The sequence below is a fragment of the Candidatus Pseudothioglobus singularis PS1 genome (genome assembly GCF_001281385.1).
GTDB lineage: Bacteria > Pseudomonadota > Gammaproteobacteria > PS1 > Pseudothioglobaceae > Pseudothioglobus > Pseudothioglobus singularis.
On sequence record NZ_CP006911.1, the window covers coordinates 736,702 to 756,226 of the forward strand.

Here is a 19,525-nt window from a genome sequence, read left to right on the forward strand (position 1 = left end):
CTAATTAGGTCATTGAATTAAGGTAGTGCCGAGAATAGAATCCAACACATAAAAAAATTATTACCGTTGCTCCCTTCCAGGCCTGGCGGGGTTCATAACTATTTATTGTCGGTTTACCCTCGACACTAATTTAGATTTTACTTGAATTGATTATTCTAATTATTTTATATTGGATGATTAGATATGTTTTTTTTAAGATTTAAGATTTAAGTTTTTGGTATTGATCGTATACTAATGACCATACTGGACCTGCATAACCATCTGAAATCGACATACCATCAATACTGGTGATTGGAAGAATTTCTCTTGTTGAACTGCTAATCCATACCTCATCTGCTTGCATTAGTTCCTCTTTAGTAAATTTCTCTTCTTTTACCATAATGCCTAAATTTTCAGCGCACTGAATTGCAATTTTTCGTGTAACTCCTGGAAGAATGTTTGGTCCTTTTGGGTGCGTATATAAGCAGTTGTCTTTAACAATAAACACATTGGAGCTTGAGGCTTCAGTAACGATTCCATCTCTGTAAAGAATGGCTTCTTCCGAATCATTGTCTTTAGCTTCTTGCGCATAAAGAGTATTTGCTAGTAAAGAGGTTGCTTTGGTATTGCTTTTAAGCCATCTAATATCTTCTCTGGTGATGGCAGATTTTCCTTTTATTAGGTCTCTTTTGTCTTTAGGTTCAATGCCGCTTGATTGAATATAAATGGTTGGTTTTAATTTCCCATAAGTATGTTTTCTATTTTCATCGCAACCTCTAGAGATTTGTAAATATATTGCTTGACTTGAGTTTTTATTATTGAGCGTAACAACCTTGTTGATGAGGTTAATCCATTCATCTTTAGAGTGAGGGTTTTCTATATTGATTGCATCAAGACCATCTTGTAGTCGATTTAAATGAGGCTCTAATCCAATAACGGTATTATCATAAACTGGAAAAACTTCATAAATGCCATCACCAAAAAGAAAACCACGGTCCATTACTGGTATATACGCTTTATCTTTTGGGATAAAATTTCCGTTCAGATATACCATTATTACTTAGTGGTTTAATATCTTAGAGAGGAATTCTTGAGCTCGATCACTTCGTGGAGATCCAAAAAAATCTTGCGAAGGAGCGTCTTCAATAATTTTACCATAATCCATAAATATGACTCTATCAGCTACTTTTCTAGCAAAGCCCATTTCATGAGTAACAACCATCATTGTCATCCCCTCTTTTGCGAGCTTAACCATCACATCTAAAACTTCATTGATCATTTCTGGATCTAAAGCGGAGGTTGGCTCATCAAAAAGCATCGCCATTGGCTCCATAGCTAGGCCTCGAGCTATTGCAACACGCTGCTGTTGGCCACCTGATAGTTGTGAAGGATACTTTTCAGCATGTTCTGTTAGACCAACACGTTCAAGTAAAGCTTTTGCTTTATGATCTGCCTCTTCATCTGTGCGTCCTAGTACTTTCATTTGTCCAAGTTTTATGTTTTCAGTGACATTCATGTGTGGGAAGAGTTCAAAGTTTTGAAATACCATTCCAATTTTTGAACGCATTTGATCTAGGTCAGTTGATTTATTAGTGACGCTTATTCCAGAAACTGTTATCTCTCCACTTTTAACTGGTTCTAAACCATTAATTGTTTTAATTAAAGTGCTTTTTCCAGAGCCGGAGGGTCCGCATACAACAATTACTTCACCCTTGGAAACTTCTAGTGAACAATCATTCAAAACCTGAATTTTGCCATACCACTTATTTACAGATTTCATTTTAATCATATTATCTTTCTTATTCATAATTCATTGTTTATCCTTTTTTGGAGATATTTAACGCCTAGGGAGGCAGCAAAACAAAATACAAAATATACAAGTGCAACAAAAAGGAACATCTCAACAAGTCGTTGATCACGATTTGCAACTATTTCAGCACTAACAAGAAAATCCCTTAATCCAACCACATAAACTAATGATGTGTCTTGGAATAAAATAATTGCCTGAGTTAAAAGTATAGGAGTCATTGCCCGAAAAGCTTGAGGAAGAATAACATAGCGCATACTTTGGATATAAGTAAGGCCCATTGCTCTAGCCGCTGCAAGTTGCCCAAGTCGAACTGAGTTTATTCCAGCTCTTATTATCTCTGAGTAGTATGCAGCTTCAAATAGAATAAAAGCTACTAATACAGATGAGAAAGCACCTACAGGTCGACCAACAATAAGTGGCACGAGAAAAAACAACCAAAAAATTACTAATATAAGAGGTAATGATCGGAAGAAATTGACGTATGCTGCAGAAAATTGAGATAAAACTGGTATTTTAGCGATACGTAAAAGCGCTAAAAATGTTCCTAAGATAATACCCCCTACAATAGCAAGTCCTGTCAAAAGAAATGTCATTTTAATGCCTTCCCATAAGAGCGAACTATTAGCAGGAATAACAGAGAAGTCTAGCTCAAACACTATGAAGCTCCTTTTGAAAATGAACCTGGAAGAGCCGTTCTTCTGTCTATTTGTTGCATCAAAGCCATAACAGTAAATGTAACAAGAGAATAAATAATGGTTGCAGCAGTAAAAGCTTCAAAACCTTGGAAAGTGTATTCTTCAATTTGACGAGTCATCGCCGTTAGTTCAATCACCCCAATTGTAAGAGCTAAAGATGAGTTTTTAAATATTGTGAGAAATTCACTTGTTAATGGCGGAAGAATTATTCTATATGCGTTTGGGAGCAATACATATTTGTAGACTTGTACTTCAGTCATACCAATTGCACGGCCAGCTTGCCGTTGATCCTCCCCAACAGCATTTATTCCAGAACGAACTTGTTCGCAAACCCTTGATGCAGTATAAAGTCCAATTGAAATAATAGCAGTCGTTAATGCTGGATAAGGCATATCTCTTTTTACCCATCTCGACCAATCATCTGTGAGAAGTTCAGGGAAAACAAAATACCAAAGAAAAATTTGTACTAAAAGAGGTATATTGCGAAAAAGTTCAACATAACAGGTGGCGATTAATCTTAATGATTTTTTACTAGAAGTGCGAAATATTCCTAAAATTGAGCCAAGGGAAAAAGCAATAATCCAAGCCAAGATTGATATTAGGATGGTCCAGCCTAATGCAGAGATCATCCATCCTAGATATGGATCTCGAAACAAAATGCCCCAATCCCAATTGTAGTTCATACCTATCCTCAGTTCTTAATATGACAAGGCGTGTGAAAACACACGCCTTGTTTTTTGTTACTTTTAAAAGTTTAAATTAATTTGGCAATGCTTGAACTTGGAATGCAACACGCAATGTTGAAGACATTGGCATATTGATCGAAGTTGGTCCTGGTTCGAACCATTTTGCATAAATTTCAGCCATTTCACCTGATCTCATTAAACCAGCAATTGTCGCACGACCTAATCGTTCAAAAGTTGAATCATTGCGTTGAACCATTAAAGCATACGGGTCAAACGATAGAAAGCGACCAGTAACTTGATAGTTTGAAGGATTGTCAGATTTAGAAATCAAACCATACAAAAGTACATCGTCTGATCCATAAGCATCAATACGGTCTGTTTTAAGAGCTAACCAGCCTTGACTGTGATCTTTAACTGTTACGACTTTAATGTCTAAACCACCAGCAGCAATTGCTGCCTTTATGGCTTTTTCATTTGTAGTGCCAGCTGACATACCAATAACCATTCCATTCATATCCTCAAGTTCACTGATACCAGATCCAACTTTTGAGGCAATTTTTGTGCCTGTGATAAATGTAGTAGGCAAATACTCAACTTGTTTTTGACGAGTCAAGTTGTTTGTAGTAGAGCCACACTCCATATCAATAGTTCCATTTGCTATTAAAGGTATACGTGTTTGACCAGTAACTGGAACATAGTTAATGTCTAAACTGCTGACTCCAAGTTGTTCTTTAATTGCATCAACAATTTTATGGCAAAGGTCTATCGAATAACCCTCAGGTTCATTATTAGCACCAATGTAAGAAAATGGAATTGAGGTTTCACGATGTCCAATATTGACCACACCACTATCTTGAATACGTTTAAGAGTGGGACTATCTCCAGCATCAGCAATTGCAGGCACTGAAAAAGTAAGTGCAGAAATAAATGCTGCAATGAATATCATTTGTTTTTTCATTTTTAAAACTCCTATTAGTTAATATTGTACTTTTGATTAATCAAAATTGTTAAAAGTACATTCTTAGTATATCAATATATTTACTCAATTGAATTAAAAAATAGATTTAAGTGATTTATTCTAAAAATTAACGGAAGTTAAGTTAAAACTTCCAGTAATTTTCTCGACTGTAGGATTTGGTTAGTATTTTTAAGATATAAATACTACCTAAACATAAGTTTCACAGTATCGATCATTTTTGATACAAAGCCAGCTTCATTAGCATCTTCTAAAGCTATAAGAGGAAGCGTAGCGATATCTTCATCATTAAAGCTAATAGAAAGGGTTCCAACTTGATCACCCTTGTTAATTGGGGCGATTAAGTCGCCTTCAAGGTTGATTGTTTGGGTTGTATATTTAAATTGATTTCGTGGCAATGTTAAGTAGCTAGAGTCAGCCATACCCACTTTAATGTTTCCTATTTTGGATTTATAAACAGGAACCTGATGAGATATGTCATTTACTGATTGCGTTTCAAAGAAGCGAAAACCATAGTCAAGCAGCTTCTCAGTTTCAGCTGTTCTGATGGCAGGGCTTGCAGAGCCTAGTACAACTGAAATAAGCCTCATATCGACGCGATTTGCACTGGTAACAAGACAGTATCCCGCCTTCTCAGTCCAGCCCGTTTTTAAACCATCGACGGTACTGTCCGTGAACAATAACTTGTTGCGGTTAATTTGTTTAATGTTGTTATAGGTGAATTCTTTTTGGCCATACCATTCATAAAAATCAGGGAATTCTTTAATGATTGCTGAAGATAAGAGGGCCATATCCTTAGCTGTTGTATACTGGTCTTTGTGAGGTAAACCTGAGGAATTTTCAAAGCGCGAGTCTGTCATGCCAATTTCTTGAGCATAATCATTCATAAATAAAACAAAGGTGCCCTCAGAGCCAGCTACATGCTCTGCGAGAGCAACTGAGGCGTCGTTGCCTGATTGAATAATCATACCCATAAGCAGGTCTTCAAGCTTGATCATTTTACCGACTTCAATAAAGCTTCTTGAGCCCCCCGTTTTCCATGCTTTTTCACTTATCTTGACCTCATCATCAAGAGAAATAAAGTCTTCTTTTATTCGTTTGAAGATTACATAAGAGGTCATTATTTTAGTCAAACTGGCAGGAGATCTTCTTTCATTTTCATTTTCACCCGCAAGAATTTTGCCAGAGTTATGATCCATCAAAACATAAGACTTAGCTGCGATTGGAGGGGAGTCAGGAATGTAAAAACGGGGCTCCTCGGCAATGACATTTGAAAATATTAATATTAAAAAGAAAGATTTTAAAAATGTGAAGATATTTGATTTCATGAGATTGTATTTGCCCAGTATTTGATTGATTGAAGAGGTTAACTAATTTAAGTAATTGTATTCAACAATTTGATTATAACGAGTTACTGTAAATATCTTGGACTTTTATGTTTATGAATCGACATAATAATTCCAAAACTCGCCATAAGAGTAATCAAAGATGAGCCGCCATAGCTCACTAAAGGTAATGGAACTCCAACAACAGGTAAGAGGCCAGATACCATACCTATATTCACAAAAATATAGGTAAAAAATACGAAGGTCAGGCTCGCCCCGAGAAGTCTGGAGAAGTTGTCTTCGCAGCTAAGAGATAAACTCATGCATCGGTAAATAATAAGCGCATAGATTAGGATCAATAATATGAACCCTAGGAACCCAAGTTCTTCGGCTAAAACAGAGAAAATAAAGTCGGTGGACTGTTCAGGTACAAAATCAAGTTGAGACTGAGAGCCCCTCACAATTCCTTTACCTGTAAAGCCGCCTGAGCCAATAGCAATTTTTGATTGAATGATGTGATAACCCGATCCAAGTGGATCTGATTCAGGATTAAACAGAGTGAGAATTCTTCTTTTTTGATAAGCAATCAACAGGTAATTCCACGCAAAATAGAGTGACCCTGTAAGAGCGCTTGATAAAATAACGAGGTTGAGCCAAATATTTTTAACTAGCATCACTCTAAACCCAGAGAAGAATAATACATACACCCCTGAAGCGCCAATTAATAAAGAGGTTCCAAGGTCAGGCTGTCTTGCAATCAATAGCACAACAGTTACGATTGTTATGAATGAAATAATGACTGGGAATGCCCTTGGAGGCAGCGTTTTTTCACTCAGTATCGCTGCAATAGTCATTGGAACAATAATCTTCATTAGCTCAGAGGGTTGAAACCGAACAAATCCAAGGTCGAGCCAGCGCTGGGCGCCACCTCCTGAGCTTCCAAAAAATAGAACAAGTATTAGTAGAAAAATGCCCAAAAGCATTAATATGGGAGCAAACCTTAGCATGATGATAGGCGGAATTTGAGCAATTACAAGCATTACAGAGGTGGCAAGGCCAAGATGGACCATCTGCCTATAGACAAGGCTTAGAGAGCCTCCCGAGCTACTATATAGTATCAATAACCCAAAAGATGATAGAAGTATAAGAAGAATAAGAAGAGGCGTGTCAATTTTGAAGAATTTATAAAAGATGACTAACTTTTTTAATAAAAAAGCAATCATAAAAGCAATAAACCAACTTTCCTAAGATCTCCTAAGAGCAGGTTGAAGCTTGAACATGCCGATGAATTATTCATGCATTCAACACCAAGGCCAAATTCAGAGAGTTCAATTTGCTGCTTAGGAGAGAGAAATTTTGGCGAATTTCCTGTACCAATAATTAATAGATCAATGGGGTCTTTTACAACTAGTGGAAATAAAAATTCTATTCCTATATCCCCTAAATTTTTGATTGAAACTTCACTAGCTTTATTAGCTGAAACAAAGCACGGCCTATTTAATTTGGAATGTGAGATTGTTATTGAGGATTCGTCAACTGAAATAATGGTATTTGTATTCGCGTTTTGCTGAGTGAATTCCATTAATTTGCAAGTATATTTGGGTGTTGGAGGAATATTATAACAGTGTAAAATTAACTTAACATTTTGATTTGTTTGAAGGGATCAATAACAATCAATTTATTTTTATAATGTTCAAAAGCTACTTCTATTGTTTTTTAAAGAGTAATTAATGAAATCGAGATTTGCACCTTCACCAACAGGTTATTTGCATATTGGCGGCGCCAGAACTGCTCTTTTTGCATGGCTTTGGGCTAAAAAAACAAGCAGTAAGTTCTTACTGAGAATAGAAGATACTGATCAAGAGCGATCAACTCAGACTTCTGTAGACGCCATTTTAGATGGAATGGAGTGGCTGGGTCTTGACTATGACGAAGGCCCAATCTATCAAAGTGATAGAACTGAGCGCTACAATGAGGTCATTAACGAACTCCTTTCAAATGGCAAGGCCTATTATTGTGATTGCTCTAAAGAGCGTTTGGAAAAGATGAGAGAAAATCAGATTGCCAAAAAGGAGAAGCCTAAATACGATGGATGTTGCCGAGATAAAGCCCTAAAGAATGGCGTCATTCGATTTCTTAACCCTGACGATGGATTAGTAGTATTTCATGATTTTGTAAAGGGTGAGGTGAGAATTTCAAATTCTGAGTTAGACGATTTAATAATCTCAAGGACAGATGGCTCTCCAACCTATAATTTAACTGTTGTGGTTGATGATCATGACATGGAAATTGACTGCGTAATAAGGGGCGATGATCATATCAATAATACTCCTAAACAGATTAATCTTTATAAAGCTATGGGATGGCCTTTGCCCGAGTTTGCCCACGTTCCAATGATCCTTGGCTCAGATGGCTCTCGTTTATCAAAAAGACATGGAGCACTTAACCTTCTTGCATATAGGGATGAAGGCTTTTTACCTGAAGCGTTATTAAATTATATTGTGAGGCTTGGCTGGTCAAACGGAGACCAAGAAATTTTTTCAGTAGAAGAGATGATTGATCTTTTTGAACTAAAAAATATAAATAATTCTCCAGCTAGCTTCAATCAAGAAAAATTAGAGTGGATTAATCAGTCCTATATTAAGTCCACTGAAATCAATAATCTGGTTGAAAATCTTAAATGGCATCTCAATAATTTAAATATTAATCTAGATAATGGCCCTAATATTTATGAGTTGGCTGAGTCTCTAAGAGAAAGGTCAGGGTCACTAGTTGATATGGCACAGAGCTGCGTCATGTTTTATTGTGATTTTGATGCGTTTGATTCAGTTCAGGCAAATAAGGTATTCAATACTAATTCTAAGCCAATTTTAGAGGATCTAGTTGCCAATCTCAATTCAATTAATAGCTGGACTGCTGAGAACATTCATTCAGTAATAAAGATTATTTGTGAAGGGCATGATATAGGTTTTGGTAAGGTTGGTCAGCCTTTCAGGTTGGCACTAACTGGTAATGGTAAGTCTGGAAGTATTGATATAAGCGCTCAATTTGTTGGCAAAGAAAGAACCTTGGCCAGATTAGAAAAAGCTATTGATTGGATTAATAGCAATAGTTAGAAAATACTATTTCATATAAAAGAGTAAATGCTTTCAAACTTCTTTCAAATCTTTCTATTGGTCTCGCCAGTCTTCCTTTTAATTATCCTTGGCAATTTTCTGAGAAGGATTAAAGTACCTGATGTATCTTTTTGGGAGATTAACGATAAGTTATGTTATTGGGTTCTCATTCCGGCATTATTATTCCACTATATATCTCAAATTAATTTATCTTCCGAAATGCTTTATAGCTATTCTATAATCATTTATGTAGGATTTTTTATTGCAATATTGACTGTTCTTATTCTAGGCAAATTGCTTGGATACCCTCCAGAAAGATGGACATCAATACTTCAAGGAGCAGTCAGACAAAATGCTTTTATTGCTTTAGCAATTACTGGAAGTCTTTTTGGAGATGAAGGTTTAAAAATAGCCTCAATATTTATGCTTATCTATGTTCCTAGCATTAATATTATTATAGTAACAACTATGGTAATGAATTTTGGCCAATCAAAAAAAAATACATCAAATAATGAATTTAAAACTGTATTTGTCGAGTTAAGCAAAAATCCTTTTATCCTTTCAATGATTGCAGGTCTAATATTTTCAATAATTCAATCAGAAAAATTAAAAGTAATTATCGATACTTCTGGTTTGCTTGGTTCTGCAGCTCTTCCAATAATGTTATTAACTATTGGCGCTAAGATTAAGGTACGTGATTTGGCTTTAACTATTACTCCAATCTTAATATCCAATTTTCTCAAATTATTAGCTTTGCCATTGATTGCTTTTTGTGTAGCTAATTATTTAGGGCTCAGTGAGATTGAAGTGGTAGTTGCAGTTATTTTTGCGGCCGTGCCGACAGCTGTTAGTTCTCATACACTTGCTAGACAGTTTGGAGCAGACGATCAATTAATGACTAGCATAATAACCACGCAAGTTGTTTTGTCTTTCATCACGATACCGATATTACTTGCATTTATTTAATAAAAAATTGCCACAATTAATCTTTTTTTAAATAAACAGAATTACCTGAAAGAAGTGTTATAATGTAACTTATAGGTTATTTCAACTCTATTTATACATTCCATTTTTTAGTACATGAACGACAAAATTATCGTAGTTAGTGACGCCTCTTTTGAAGAAGATGTTGTAAATTCTTCACAACCCGTATTGGTAGACTTTTGGGCAGAGTGGTGTGGTCCGTGTAAGGCTCTTGCCCCAATCCTTGATGAAATCGCAGATGAATATGAAGGGAAAATTACAATCGCTAAAGTAAATGTTGATGAAAATGTTCAATTACCCCCCAAATATGGCATAAGAGGAATTCCTACTATGCTTTTATTTAAAGATGGAGCTGTTCAGGCCACAAAGGTTGGCGCTCTCTCAAAGCCGAATCTAAACGCTTTCTTGGATTCAAATATTTAATAATTAAACCAATTTCCTAAACAAATAATATAAAACTTAAATTAAATACTCTTTAAACAAACATTTATTTCTATTGTTTGTTTCCTATGGCATTATGCCAATTCTTAAAAAAACTTATAAATCTATATGAAACTATCAGAACTTAAAATTAAAACGCCTGCCGAACTTCTTGAACTTGCTCAATCTCTTGGTATTGAGAATATTTCTAGAGCAAAAAAACAAACTCTCATCTTCGCAATTCTTAAACATAAGGCTGATAACGAAGAGGAGGTTCTGGGAGATGGTGTTTTAGATATCTTACAAGAGGGTTATGGCTTCTTAAGATCTTCAAATGATTCATATGTTTCTGGCCCTGATGACATTTATGTCTCACCCAATCAAATTAGACGATTTAATCTCTCGACTGGTGATGTTGTTACTGGAAAAATTAGAGCCCCAAAGAAAGGTGAAAAATATTTTGCGCTTGTAAAGGTTTCAGAAGTAAATGAAGATTCACCTGAAAATATTAGAAATCGGATCCCATTTTCTTCCCTTACACCACTTCATCCAAATCAAAGACTTGGACTTGAGCTAGGAAATGGTGGTACAGAAGATATTACAGCAAGAGTCATTGATCTTGTTGCACCATTTGGAAAAGGACAAAGAGGGCTATTAGTTGCCCCACCTAAGGCAGGTAAGACAATGATTATGCAAAATATCGCTTCTTCAATAGCAGTTAACCATCCTGAATGTGAATTAATTGTATTGTTGATCGATGAAAGACCTGAAGAAGTAACTGAAATGGAGCGAACAGTTCGAGGTGAGGTTATTTCTTCAACTTTTGATGAACCAGCCAAAAGACATGTTCAGGTTGCAGAGATTGTTATTGAAAAGGCAAAAAGAAGAGCTGAGCAAGGTAAAGACGTCATTATTCTGCTTGATTCAATAACTCGTCTTGCGAGGGCATACAATACAGTTGCTCCATCCTCAGGGAAGGTCCTAACTGGCGGAGTTGATGCTAATGCACTCCAAAGGCCAAAGCGTTTTTTTGGAGCAGCTCGTAATATTGAAAATGGTGGTAGTATTACTATAATTGCAACAGCTTTAGTTGATACTGGATCTAAGATGGATGAAGTCATTTATCAGGAGTTTAAAGGTACCGGCAATATGGAGCTTCATCTTGAAAGAAGATTGTCTGAAAAACGCATCTTCCCTGCTATAAACATTAATGCCTCTGGTACAAGGCGTGAGGAGCTTATCACAGATGAACAAGAACTCCAAAAAATGTGGATTTTAAGAAAAATTCTTCATCCAATGGATACTGTCGAAGCTGCTGAGTTTTTAATTGAAAGACTAAGATTCACCAAGACTAATGATGAGTTTTTCGATTCGATGAAACAAAAGAAGTAAAGGCTCGCTTATCAGCAAGGGTAATTTATAATTAACTTTATGCTGTATAAAATCTTTAATATTCCAAATACAATAATTTCAAGATATCTACTGAAAAATTTAATCATTTTTCTTTTATCTATTTTTTTTATTGTTGGGCTTATCGTTTTTGGTAATCAATTTGTCTTAACAGTTCAAGAAAGTGTTGAGCATGGTATTCCTTTTCAGGAACTTATGCCAATTGTTGGTTTTAATATGCTACGCGATATACCCGTCATATTTTCACTTTCTCTTTTCTTAGCAATTATAATTTCTATATCTCAAATGTATAAAAGCTCAGAAGCAGTTGTTATGAATTCTTTTGGTATGGGGGATAAAGCATTTATATATTATATTCAGCCAATAGTTATCTTCTCTTTTATTGTAGTTTTTTTTCTTACTATTTATGCTGTTCCATGGGCAAAACAGCAAAAGAGTTATGCGGAGGATGAAACTGTTAATGCTTCTGAGTTTTCTTTTATTACTGAAGGAAAGTTTGAAAATTTTAAAAATGGTGAGATTATTTTTTATGCTTCAGAATCATCAGGTATTGATAATGCAGGTGAGCAAAATATGGAAGAAGTCTTTATCTATGTGTCAAGTAAAGAGAGTCCAGTTATTGTTTTAGCTTCTGAAGCTACAAAGTATACTGACTCTAAAAATCAAAGTATTTATTTAAGACTTAAAGATGGCGTTAGATATGAAGGACTTCCTGGCAATCTAAATGTAAACATATTAGATTTTGATCAATATGATTTAGAGATAGTTTCTGGTGAAGTTCAAAAGTCGCTCTCTAATTTTTCTGAAGTTGAAGAAAAAACTTCAATCAATTTGTTAACTGATGATAGTTTGCTAGCAAATGCTGAGATGCAGTGGCGCTTTTCACAGCCAATATCAATTTTAATTTTATCTATTATTGGAGTTCTTTTGGGCAAAGCCTCTCCAAGAAATGGCAAGGGCATTAATTTGTTAATTGGTGTTTTAATTTTTATGATTTATAACAATGGATTATTGGTAGCCAAAACTTCAATTGAAAATGGAGAATTAAATCCTATGGTAGGCTTATGGTCAGTTCATTTATTGTTTATTTTATTTTTCCTTTTTTTGTATCACTTAAGAGAAGGAAAATTATTATATTTTATTGATAAAATACTTATTTTATTTAAACCAGAGAAAAAAAATGTCTAGTTCACCAAGTAAAATATTAGAAGTCTTTGACAATCCCAATTCTGAAAGAGATTTCGTAATTCGAATTGATTCATCAGAATTTACATGTTTATGTCCATTAACAGGCCAGCCTGATTTTGCTGATATTCATATTGAGTATATTGCAGATAAATTTTGTGTTGAGCTAAAAGCATTAAAGAATTATTTCTGGTCGTATAGAAATGAAGGGGCTTTTCATGAGGCTGTAACAAATAAGATTTTAGATGATTTAGTTGAGGTTATGGATCCTCGTTTTATAAGACTAAAAGCTGTCTTTAATGTTAGAGGTGGGGTCTATACAAATGTTGAATGCGAACATAGAAAAGAAGGTTGGTCTCCAAGAGAAGTTGTTAGTATATGAGTCCAATTCGTCAAAAGGTTAAATTTGACAAAAAATTATTAGATCAAGATGCTTTAAAGATCTTAAAAAAATTAAATAAATCAGACCATGAGACTTATTTAGTAGGGGGTTGTATAAGAGATATTCTTCTTGGACACAAACCTAAGGACTTTGATATAGCAACTAGTGCAACACCAGAACAAATTCATAAACTTTTTAAACGCTCTAGAATTATTGGAAGGCGTTTTAAGTTAGTTCATATTATGTTTTCAGCAAGAAAATTCATTGAAGTTGCAACTTTTCGTGCTGGTAAAGTCCAAACTTCAAATGATGGTTTGGTGCTTAGAGATAATTATTATGGTGCCCTAGAAGACGATGTTTTTCGAAGAGACTTTACTGTAAATGGTCTTTATTATGATATTAAAAAATCTGAAATTATCGATTATGTGGGTGGGCTTGATGATCTAAAAGCTTTAAAAATTAAAATGATTGGTGACCCCTCAGAGCGTTTTGAGGAAGATCCAGTTAGGATGATTCGAGCAGTTCGTTTTCAGGCAAAATTGAATGCGAATATTGAATCTCAGCTTATTGAAGCAATTCAAGCAAACTCTCAGTTACTTGTAAAAATCCCTCCAGCAAGACTTTATGAGGAGGTTATTAAGCTTTTTCATAATGAAAATTCGATTGAAATATTCCATGAGCTTGATCGACTGGGTCTTTTAAGACATCTTTTTTCACAAACTAAAGAAAACCCATTTGTTGATTCCTCTTTAATCAATACCTCTGAAAGAATCAGGAATGGCAACAGTGTTACACCTGCTTTTTTATTTGCAGTTTTCCTGTGGTCTGCAGTGAATAAAAGGTTTAATCAAATAAGTAAAAAAAACAAATCTCGAATTGAGTTAATGCTTCAGGCTTCTGAAGATGTCATTAAGAAACAAACACAGCAAGTGATGATGCCTAGATGGCTCTCATCTCGAGTCAAGGACATATGGTTAATGCAATATCAGTTAGAGAACTATAATCCAAAAAAATCAAAAGCACTTATTAGAAACCCTCGTTTTAGGATGGCTTATGATTTTCTTGTGTTAAGATCTGAAAGTATTGATAAAGATTTAAGAGCTAAAGCAGAGTATTGGACCAATATTCAAAAATGAAATCTGTATTAATTACAGGCTGTTCAAGTGGCATTGGTCTTTGTATAGCAAAAGGACTTAAAGATAAAGGTTATCGAGTCTTTGCTTCAGCAAGATCTCCTGATGATGTCAAAAACCTTCAAAATCTTGGTTTTGAGTCTCTTCTTTTAGATTTAGCTTCATCAGAGTCAATAAATGATGCAGTAATTAAACTTTTTGAAATGACTGATAATGTTTATGCACTAATCAATAATGGGGCTTATGGTCAAGCTGGCGCCCTTGAGGATATTTCGAGAGATACTCTAGAAAAACAGTTTCAATCTAATGTTTTTGGTTGGCATGAGCTTACAAACTTAGTCCTTCCTGGGATGAGAAATATTAATTCGGGTAGAATTATCTACATAAGCTCTGTACTGGGTTTTGTGGCAATGCCTTCAAGGGGTGCATATGTTGCATCAAAGTTTGCTATTGAAGGGCTTGTTGGCACATTACGATTAGAGCTGAGAGATACAAATATCAAGCTTTCTTCAATACAACCAGGTCCAATAGAATCAAAATTTAGAGAGAACGCTTATTTGGCATTCAAGAAAAATATTGATATTTCTAAAAGTCATTACCAGACTCAATACAAAGTAATGATAAAGAGGCTTAAGTCAGGCCAAAATGTTAAATTCACTCTGCCTCCTGAGGCAGTTTTAAAGTGTGCAATACATGCATTAGAGTCCAGCAATCCAAAAAATTACTATCGAGTCACCTTTCCAACAAAACTTTTTTCTTTGTTAGGTAAAATATTCCCTAGTAAATGGATGGATAATATCTTAAATCAATCATAAGCGAGAGACTCTAATGGCGGCTGAAAAATTCAATTTCAATAAAGGCTTGTTAAAGCTTGAGGAAATCATTAGCAAAATGGAGTCGGGTGATTTAAGCCTAGAGGAGTCGCTTAAATACTTTGAAGAGGGGGTTAAAATCCATAGGCAATGCCATACTGCGCTTACGGATGCTGAGCAGCGTATTAGTGTTTTAAGTGAAAGCGATAACTACAACGAAGAAAAGTCTTTTGAAGATTCATGACCAGTATAGGGAGAGAGTTAACTCCTGTTTGGACAGTTTTTTAGGCTCTATTCCTTCAAGTCCTAACTCTGATATAGAGCTTAGGGATGTTATGAAGTATAGCGTTTTAGCTGGAGGAAAGAGGTTTAGGCCAATCTTAACCTATACAGTAGCTAGTTTATATGACTCAGAAATAGAAAAAGCTGACTCATGCGCTAGTGCAATTGAATTAATTCATATTTACTCTCTAATCCATGATGACTTACCTGCAATGGATAACGATGACATAAGACACAATCAGCTTTCCAATCACAAGGTTTTTGGCGAGGCTCAAGCTATTCTTGCTGGCGATGGTCTCCAGGCTTTGGCATTTAGTTTAATTTCAAATGACCCTCTTATTAATGCTGATACAAAAATAAAGCTTTTAGAGTTAATGGCTAAATCATCCTATGCTATGGCAGAGGGGCAATCAATTGATTTATCTGTTGTCTCCAAAAAAGTTGATCTCAATATTCTTAATAAAATGCATCAAAAGAAAACTGGCGCATTACTAAATTGTTCTATTAAATTTGGTGCATTATTACATAATGCAAGTGAAAATGATTTATCAATACTAGAGTCTTTCGCAAGTCATTTAGGGCTTGCCTATCAGATTCAAGATGATGTTTTAGATGTAACTACTTCTGACGAAGTATTGGGTAAGCGTCAAAACTCAGATGCAGTAAAAAACAAACCTTCCTACCCTTCAATAATTGGCCTGAATGAGTCCATCAAAACTTTTGAAAATCTATACCAAAATGCTCAAGAAGAATTGTCTCATTTGAGCGTTGATTGTGGGCCATTAAGCTTGCTTACAACAAGACTCATGAATAGGTCATATTAATACTCTAAGAGTACACTTCCCCAGCTAAAGCCGCCACCAATTCCTTCAAATAGCAGTGTATCTCCTTTTTTTATTCTTCCATCACGAACCCCAACGTCAAGTGCAAGAGGTATAGACGCTGCTGAGGTATTGCCATGTTTATCAAGGGTTTGAATCACCTTTTCCATTGGTAGTTTGATTCTTTTTGCAACAGCCTTGATGATTCGAATATTTGCCTGATGCGGAACCATCCAAGTCAAGTCTTCTGAGCTCATATTGCATTCATTGAGGGTCTCTTCTGCAAGGTCTGAAAGTCTATTAACAGCAATTTTAAAAACTTCATTACCTTCCATCTGGATTGTTCCAAGCTCATCAATACCATTATTATTTACGTGAAGAGAAGAAAGGTAGCTACCATCACTAAAAAGCTTTGAATGTTTAATACCTGTTGTGTTATCTGCACTTAAAACTACTGCTCCAGCCCCATCAGCAAATAAAATAGCCGTTGATCGATCAGACCAATCAACAATTTTTGACATCGTTTCACTGCCAACTACTAAAATATTTTTAGCACTTCCATTTTCAATATATTGCTGTGCGGTTGTTAAAGCGAAGACAAAGCCTGCACATACTGCTTGAAGATCAAAGGCTGGGCATGAGGCCCCAAGTCGATTTTGAAGCATTGTTGCAGTTGCAGGAAAAATTTTGTCTGGCGTTGTTGTTGAAAGAATAATAAGATCAATTTCTTCTGGCTCAATCTTCGCCATTGAAAGGGCTTTAATGCTTGCTTCAAGGGCAAGATCACAAGTATTTTGGCCAGTTACAATCCTTCTTTCCTTGATACCTGTTCTTGCAGTAATCCACTCGTCAGAGGTGTCAAGGGTTTTTTCAAGATCAAAATTAGTGACAACTTTTGTAGGTAAATAACTTCCAGTTCCAGTAATTCTTGCATATTTTTTCATGATCTAATAATTATTTATGCTCTTCTAATTCTCGCGTTAATTGCGTTGAGATTTTATCTGTTATTTTAGCATGAGCCTCTAGATAGGCTTCTTTTATTGCTTGGAGAAATGAATCAATGTCTGCATTACCATGACTCTTAACAACTACACCTTTTAACCCAAGTAGGCTTGCACCATTATATTTTCCAGGATCAACTTTGGATTTAAAGTCTCTCATAACTGGCTGTGCTATTAGAGCGACAAGTTTGGTAAAAAGGTTTTTATTGAATGACTTCTTGATGAAATAGGAGAACATTTTTGCAACTCCTTCACTTGCCTTGAGTGCAATATTTCCCTCAAAGCCATCACAGACTATGACATCTATATTTCCTTTGTAAATATCATCACCCTCAACAAATCCAATATAGTTAAGGGATGAATTTTTTAAGAGTTCTGAAGTTTCTTGACTTTTTTCATTTCCTTTTAATTCCTCAGAGCCAACATTTAAAAGTCCTACTGAAGGATTTTCTATATTTTCAGTATTTTGAACTGCTATGGAGCCCATGATTGCAAATTGAAGAAGGGTGCTAGGTCTTGAGTCAATATTGGCACCTAAGTCTAGAACATGGGTTGGTCCAGTTAGAGTCGGAACGGCTGACATAATAGCAGGCCTATCAACCCCTTCAATAGTTTTAAGTACAAACCGTGCAATGGACATGAGTGCGCCTGTATTGCCAGCACTTACGCAAGCATCAGCATCACCATTTTTAACTAGGTTAATAGCAATCCTCATTGAGGAGTCTTTTTTGTGTCTTAGAGCCACAGAGGGAGAATCACTCATATTGATAACCTCTGAGGCATGAGTGACATCAATACGATCAGCAAAATTTGAATAAGAAGAATTTTTATTCAGCTCATTCTTAATCCCAGCCTCATCACCTACAAAATTGATTAAAAGATCATCATAGGTCTTTAAGGCACTAATACCAGCATTGATAGTGACTGAAAATCCAAAATCACCACCTGAGGCATCTATTGATACCCTTATAGACATGGATTGTTTAGGCTTCTACTTCTTCGATATCATCAGCAGCAGATTTAATTACCTGCTTCCCACGATAATATCCATCAGCGGTAATATGATGTCTAAGGTGAGTTTCGCCTGTTTCTGGATCTTCAGACAATGCAGGATTTTTTAACGCATTGTGAGAGCGACGCATCCCTCTTTTAGAAGGTGTCTTTCTGCTTTTTTGAACTGCCATTTTTTACTCCTTGCCAAAATCGGCTATTTTAATATTTTTTAGAACATCGAAAGGATTTTCATGAACCTTTTCAACCTTTATTTCTGATTCAACTTTTAAACTGCAATCAAACTTATGAGATGGTGCCATTGGAAGCGACAAAAGAAGCTCATCAGATATTAAATCCAATGTATTTATTTCTTCATCCTCTCCCAAAACATATACCTCGTAAACTTTATCTAGTCCTTCTGCTTGGCTTTCATATCTTACAAAGGCAAGATTAAAAAACACCTTTAAATCTAAATTTAGGGCGTCTAAGCAGCGCTGACAATCTAAAACTATCTTAGAATTAATTATCCCCTTAACGCAAGGGGTTTTTCCATTTTCTAAATGAAAAGATAAATTCACTTTTAAATTGTCTTCATTATTCCTTGCTAGATCTGAAACTCTAGGCACGTTTGCAATTTTATATTCACCGTGCAAATTAACTTCTTTTTTAGCAAAGTTAAATACTTTTATAGTTTTTGGAAGCTGCGTACTCTTTTCCATTATCTAATTTCTAAAGCCGAAAATTATACCCAAAATTTTTATGTATGTTAAGTGGATTCTCTTTGTCTTTTACTCTCGAAAAGAGCAATACCTGTGGCAACAGAGACGTTAAGGCTTTCAATAGTTCCAGACATAGGTATTGTAACAATTTGATCACAGTTTTCTTTAATTAATCTTCTTATACCTTTGCCTTCTGCGCCCATTACTATCGCAGTTGCATCAGTTAAATTTACATCATAGATAGTTGATTTAGATGAACCATCTAAACCAATAACCCATATTCCTCTTTTTTGAAACTCTTTGATTGTTCGTGATAGGTTTGTGACATGAAAAATTTTAAGGCTATTTACAGCTCCAGCGGAGGTTTTATGAACTACCGCATTAATAGGTGCAGACCCATCTTTATTAATGACCACATAATCAACACCAGCAGCGTTAGCACTTCTTAGGCAGGCACCCAAGTTTCTTGGATCTTGAATTGAATCTAAAACTAATATTAAAGGCTTTAATGAATTTTCACTAATAGATTTAAAAAGTAATTCTTCAGTCAGAACTGGAGGAAGTATTACCTCAGAAATAACTCCCTGATGAACTTCGCCTTTTGCAATACGATTCAAATCATTTTTATCAGTCATTGAAAATGCTATTTTCTGAATTGTTAGTATTTTGACTAAATCACTGACTCTTTTATCTTTCCTATTATTTAGAATTGAAACTTTGATAATCAATTCAGGATTAGTTATAAGCAAGCTTTCAATGCTATGAAAGCCAAATAAATTAATAGATTTGGACATTA

23 protein-coding genes and 1 other RNA gene are annotated in these 19,525 nt (G+C 35.2%); 10 read left to right on the forward strand and 14 right to left on the reverse strand.

What is annotated here, in order from left to right; translation table 11 throughout:
* Window positions 1–26: 26 nt before the first annotated feature.
* From ffs to W908_RS03805, 9 genes are all read right to left on the reverse strand, one after another.
* Window positions 27–122, reverse strand: an RNA gene (gene ffs / locus W908_RS08695) — signal recognition particle sRNA small type.
* 77 nt (window positions 123–199) lie between these two features.
* The gene (locus W908_RS03770; protein WP_053819989.1) at window positions 200–979 is read right to left on the reverse strand and encodes an aminotransferase class IV; all 780 of its coding nucleotides are present in this window, start codon (window positions 977–979) and stop codon (window positions 200–202) included.
* Between the two features lie 60 nt (window positions 980–1,039).
* Window positions 1,040–1,768 carry an amino acid ABC transporter ATP-binding protein gene (locus tag W908_RS03775; RefSeq protein ID WP_053820779.1) on the reverse strand — a complete coding sequence of 243 codons (729 nt, stop codon included), beginning with the start codon at window positions 1,766–1,768 and terminating at the stop codon, window positions 1,040–1,042.
* A 14-nt stretch (window positions 1,769–1,782) separates the two neighbouring features.
* Window positions 1,783–2,445: an amino acid ABC transporter permease gene (locus W908_RS03780; RefSeq protein ID WP_053819990.1), complete on the reverse strand. Its 663-nt coding sequence runs from the start codon at window positions 2,443–2,445 to the stop codon at window positions 1,783–1,785.
* Complete coding sequence (locus W908_RS03785) at window positions 2,445–3,167, reverse strand: amino acid ABC transporter permease (protein ID WP_053819991.1); 723 nt, start codon at window positions 3,165–3,167, stop codon at window positions 2,445–2,447. The genes W908_RS03780 and W908_RS03785 overlap by 1 nt, the downstream gene beginning before the upstream one ends.
* A 76-nt stretch (window positions 3,168–3,243) precedes the next feature.
* On the reverse strand, window positions 3,244–4,128 hold the full coding sequence (locus W908_RS03790) for an amino acid ABC transporter substrate-binding protein (protein WP_053819992.1): 885 nt from the start codon (window positions 4,126–4,128) through the stop codon (window positions 3,244–3,246).
* Window positions 4,129–4,331: 203 nt separating this feature from the next.
* Complete coding sequence (locus W908_RS03795) at window positions 4,332–5,474, reverse strand: D-alanyl-D-alanine carboxypeptidase family protein (RefSeq protein WP_053819993.1); 1,143 nt, start codon at window positions 5,472–5,474, stop codon at window positions 4,332–4,334.
* An 83-nt stretch (window positions 5,475–5,557) separates the two neighbouring features.
* On the reverse strand, window positions 5,558–6,694 hold the full coding sequence (gene rodA / locus W908_RS03800; RefSeq protein ID WP_053819994.1) for a rod shape-determining protein RodA: 1,137 nt from the start codon (window positions 6,692–6,694) through the stop codon (window positions 5,558–5,560).
* Complete coding sequence (locus tag W908_RS03805) at window positions 6,691–7,053, reverse strand: Mth938-like domain-containing protein (protein ID WP_053819995.1); 363 nt, start codon at window positions 7,051–7,053, stop codon at window positions 6,691–6,693. Before W908_RS03805 ends, rodA begins: the two co-directional genes overlap by 4 nt.
* A gap of 148 nt (window positions 7,054–7,201) precedes the next feature.
* Between W908_RS03805 and gltX the strand changes: the two genes are divergently transcribed.
* From gltX to W908_RS03855, 10 genes are all read left to right on the forward strand, one after another.
* A complete protein-coding gene (gene gltX, locus W908_RS03810; protein WP_053819996.1) occupies window positions 7,202–8,587 on the forward strand; it encodes a glutamate--tRNA ligase in 1,386 nt (461 codons plus the stop codon).
* 27 nt (window positions 8,588–8,614) lie between these two features.
* Window positions 8,615–9,553 (forward strand): AEC family transporter, encoded by a 939-nt coding sequence (locus W908_RS03815; protein ID WP_053819997.1) that lies wholly within the window; start codon window positions 8,615–8,617, stop codon window positions 9,551–9,553.
* Between the two features lie 114 nt (window positions 9,554–9,667).
* Entirely contained in the window at window positions 9,668–9,994 is a 327-nt protein-coding gene (trxA, locus tag W908_RS03820; protein WP_053819998.1) for a thioredoxin TrxA, read from the forward strand.
* A gap of 126 nt (window positions 9,995–10,120) precedes the next feature.
* Window positions 10,121–11,383, forward strand: coding sequence for a transcription termination factor Rho (rho, locus tag W908_RS03825; RefSeq protein WP_020027654.1), 1,263 nt, complete (start codon window positions 10,121–10,123; stop codon window positions 11,381–11,383).
* 39 nt (window positions 11,384–11,422) lie between these two features.
* Window positions 11,423–12,589, forward strand: coding sequence for an LPS export ABC transporter permease LptF (lptF, locus tag W908_RS03830; RefSeq protein ID WP_053819999.1), 1,167 nt, complete (start codon window positions 11,423–11,425; stop codon window positions 12,587–12,589).
* The gene (gene queF / locus W908_RS03835; protein WP_053820000.1) at window positions 12,582–12,968 is read left to right on the forward strand and encodes a preQ(1) synthase; all 387 of its coding nucleotides are present in this window, start codon (window positions 12,582–12,584) and stop codon (window positions 12,966–12,968) included. Before lptF ends, queF begins: the two co-directional genes overlap by 8 nt.
* Window positions 12,965–14,104 (forward strand): polynucleotide adenylyltransferase PcnB, encoded by a 1,140-nt coding sequence (gene pcnB, locus W908_RS03840; RefSeq protein ID WP_053820001.1) that lies wholly within the window; start codon window positions 12,965–12,967, stop codon window positions 14,102–14,104. Before queF ends, pcnB begins: the two co-directional genes overlap by 4 nt.
* Complete coding sequence (locus W908_RS03845; RefSeq protein ID WP_053820002.1) at window positions 14,101–14,916, forward strand: SDR family NAD(P)-dependent oxidoreductase; 816 nt, start codon at window positions 14,101–14,103, stop codon at window positions 14,914–14,916. The genes pcnB and W908_RS03845 overlap by 4 nt, the downstream gene beginning before the upstream one ends.
* A 13-nt stretch (window positions 14,917–14,929) precedes the next feature.
* Window positions 14,930–15,157 carry an exodeoxyribonuclease VII small subunit gene (locus W908_RS03850; protein WP_053820003.1) on the forward strand — a complete coding sequence of 76 codons (228 nt, stop codon included), beginning with the start codon at window positions 14,930–14,932 and terminating at the stop codon, window positions 15,155–15,157.
* On the forward strand, window positions 15,144–16,019 hold the full coding sequence (locus W908_RS03855; RefSeq protein WP_053820004.1) for a polyprenyl synthetase family protein: 876 nt from the start codon (window positions 15,144–15,146) through the stop codon (window positions 16,017–16,019). Before W908_RS03850 ends, W908_RS03855 begins: the two co-directional genes overlap by 14 nt.
* Here W908_RS03855 and W908_RS03860 read toward each other — a convergent pair.
* The 5 genes from W908_RS03860 to rlmB are packed head-to-tail and all read right to left on the reverse strand — an operon-like array spanning window position 16,016 to window position 19,523.
* Window positions 16,016–16,960 carry a beta-ketoacyl-ACP synthase III gene (locus tag W908_RS03860; RefSeq protein WP_053820005.1) on the reverse strand — a complete coding sequence of 315 codons (945 nt, stop codon included), beginning with the start codon at window positions 16,958–16,960 and terminating at the stop codon, window positions 16,016–16,018. The genes W908_RS03855 and W908_RS03860 overlap by 4 nt on opposite strands.
* Window positions 16,961–16,970: 10 nt before the next feature.
* Window positions 16,971–17,993 (reverse strand): phosphate acyltransferase PlsX, encoded by a 1,023-nt coding sequence (plsX, locus tag W908_RS03865; protein ID WP_053820006.1) that lies wholly within the window; start codon window positions 17,991–17,993, stop codon window positions 16,971–16,973.
* 7 nt (window positions 17,994–18,000) lie between these two features.
* Window positions 18,001–18,201 (reverse strand): 50S ribosomal protein L32, encoded by a 201-nt coding sequence (gene rpmF / locus W908_RS03870; protein WP_020025363.1) that lies wholly within the window; start codon window positions 18,199–18,201, stop codon window positions 18,001–18,003.
* Between the two features lie 3 nt (window positions 18,202–18,204).
* Window positions 18,205–18,729 (reverse strand): YceD family protein, encoded by a 525-nt coding sequence (locus W908_RS03875; protein WP_053820007.1) that lies wholly within the window; start codon window positions 18,727–18,729, stop codon window positions 18,205–18,207.
* A 47-nt stretch (window positions 18,730–18,776) separates the two neighbouring features.
* Entirely contained in the window at window positions 18,777–19,523 is a 747-nt protein-coding gene (gene rlmB / locus W908_RS03880) for a 23S rRNA (guanosine(2251)-2'-O)-methyltransferase RlmB (protein WP_053820008.1), read from the reverse strand.
* Window positions 19,524–19,525: the final 2 nt, after the last annotated feature.

Coding starts and splice junctions, on each gene's coding strand:
- W908_RS03770 (WP_053819989.1), bottom strand. CDS start 979: ATGGACCGTGGTTTTCTTTTTGGTGATGGCATTTATGAAGTTTTTCCA.
- W908_RS03775 (WP_053820779.1), bottom strand. CDS start 1,768: ATGATTAAAATGAAATCTGTAAATAAGTGGTATGGCAAAATTCAGGTT.
- W908_RS03785 (WP_053819991.1), bottom strand. CDS start 3,167: ATGAACTACAATTGGGATTGGGGCATTTTGTTTCGAGATCCATATCTA.
- W908_RS03790 (WP_053819992.1), bottom strand. CDS start 4,128: ATGAAAAAACAAATGATATTCATTGCAGCATTTATTTCTGCACTTACT.
- W908_RS03795 (WP_053819993.1), bottom strand. CDS start 5,474: ATGAAATCAAATATCTTCACATTTTTAAAATCTTTCTTTTTAATATTA.
- rodA (WP_053819994.1), bottom strand. CDS start 6,694: ATGATTGCTTTTTTATTAAAAAAGTTAGTCATCTTTTATAAATTCTTC.
- W908_RS03805 (WP_053819995.1), bottom strand. CDS start 7,053: ATGGAATTCACTCAGCAAAACGCGAATACAAATACCATTATTTCAGTT.
- gltX (WP_053819996.1), top strand. CDS start 7,202: ATGAAATCGAGATTTGCACCTTCACCAACAGGTTATTTGCATATTGGC.
- W908_RS03815 (WP_053819997.1), top strand. CDS start 8,615: ATGCTTTCAAACTTCTTTCAAATCTTTCTATTGGTCTCGCCAGTCTTC.
- trxA (WP_053819998.1), top strand. CDS start 9,668: ATGAACGACAAAATTATCGTAGTTAGTGACGCCTCTTTTGAAGAAGAT.
- rho (WP_020027654.1), top strand. CDS start 10,121: ATGAAACTATCAGAACTTAAAATTAAAACGCCTGCCGAACTTCTTGAA.
- lptF (WP_053819999.1), top strand. CDS start 11,423: ATGCTGTATAAAATCTTTAATATTCCAAATACAATAATTTCAAGATAT.
- queF (WP_053820000.1), top strand. CDS start 12,582: ATGTCTAGTTCACCAAGTAAAATATTAGAAGTCTTTGACAATCCCAAT.
- pcnB (WP_053820001.1), top strand. CDS start 12,965: ATGAGTCCAATTCGTCAAAAGGTTAAATTTGACAAAAAATTATTAGAT.
- W908_RS03845 (WP_053820002.1), top strand. CDS start 14,101: ATGAAATCTGTATTAATTACAGGCTGTTCAAGTGGCATTGGTCTTTGT.
- W908_RS03850 (WP_053820003.1), top strand. CDS start 14,930: ATGGCGGCTGAAAAATTCAATTTCAATAAAGGCTTGTTAAAGCTTGAG.
- W908_RS03860 (WP_053820005.1), bottom strand. CDS start 16,960: ATGAAAAAATATGCAAGAATTACTGGAACTGGAAGTTATTTACCTACA.
- plsX (WP_053820006.1), bottom strand. CDS start 17,993: ATGTCTATAAGGGTATCAATAGATGCCTCAGGTGGTGATTTTGGATTT.
- rpmF (WP_020025363.1), bottom strand. CDS start 18,201: ATGGCAGTTCAAAAAAGCAGAAAGACACCTTCTAAAAGAGGGATGCGT.
- W908_RS03875 (WP_053820007.1), bottom strand. CDS start 18,729: ATGGAAAAGAGTACGCAGCTTCCAAAAACTATAAAAGTATTTAACTTT.
- rlmB (WP_053820008.1), bottom strand. CDS start 19,523: ATGTCCAAATCTATTAATTTATTTGGCTTTCATAGCATTGAAAGCTTG.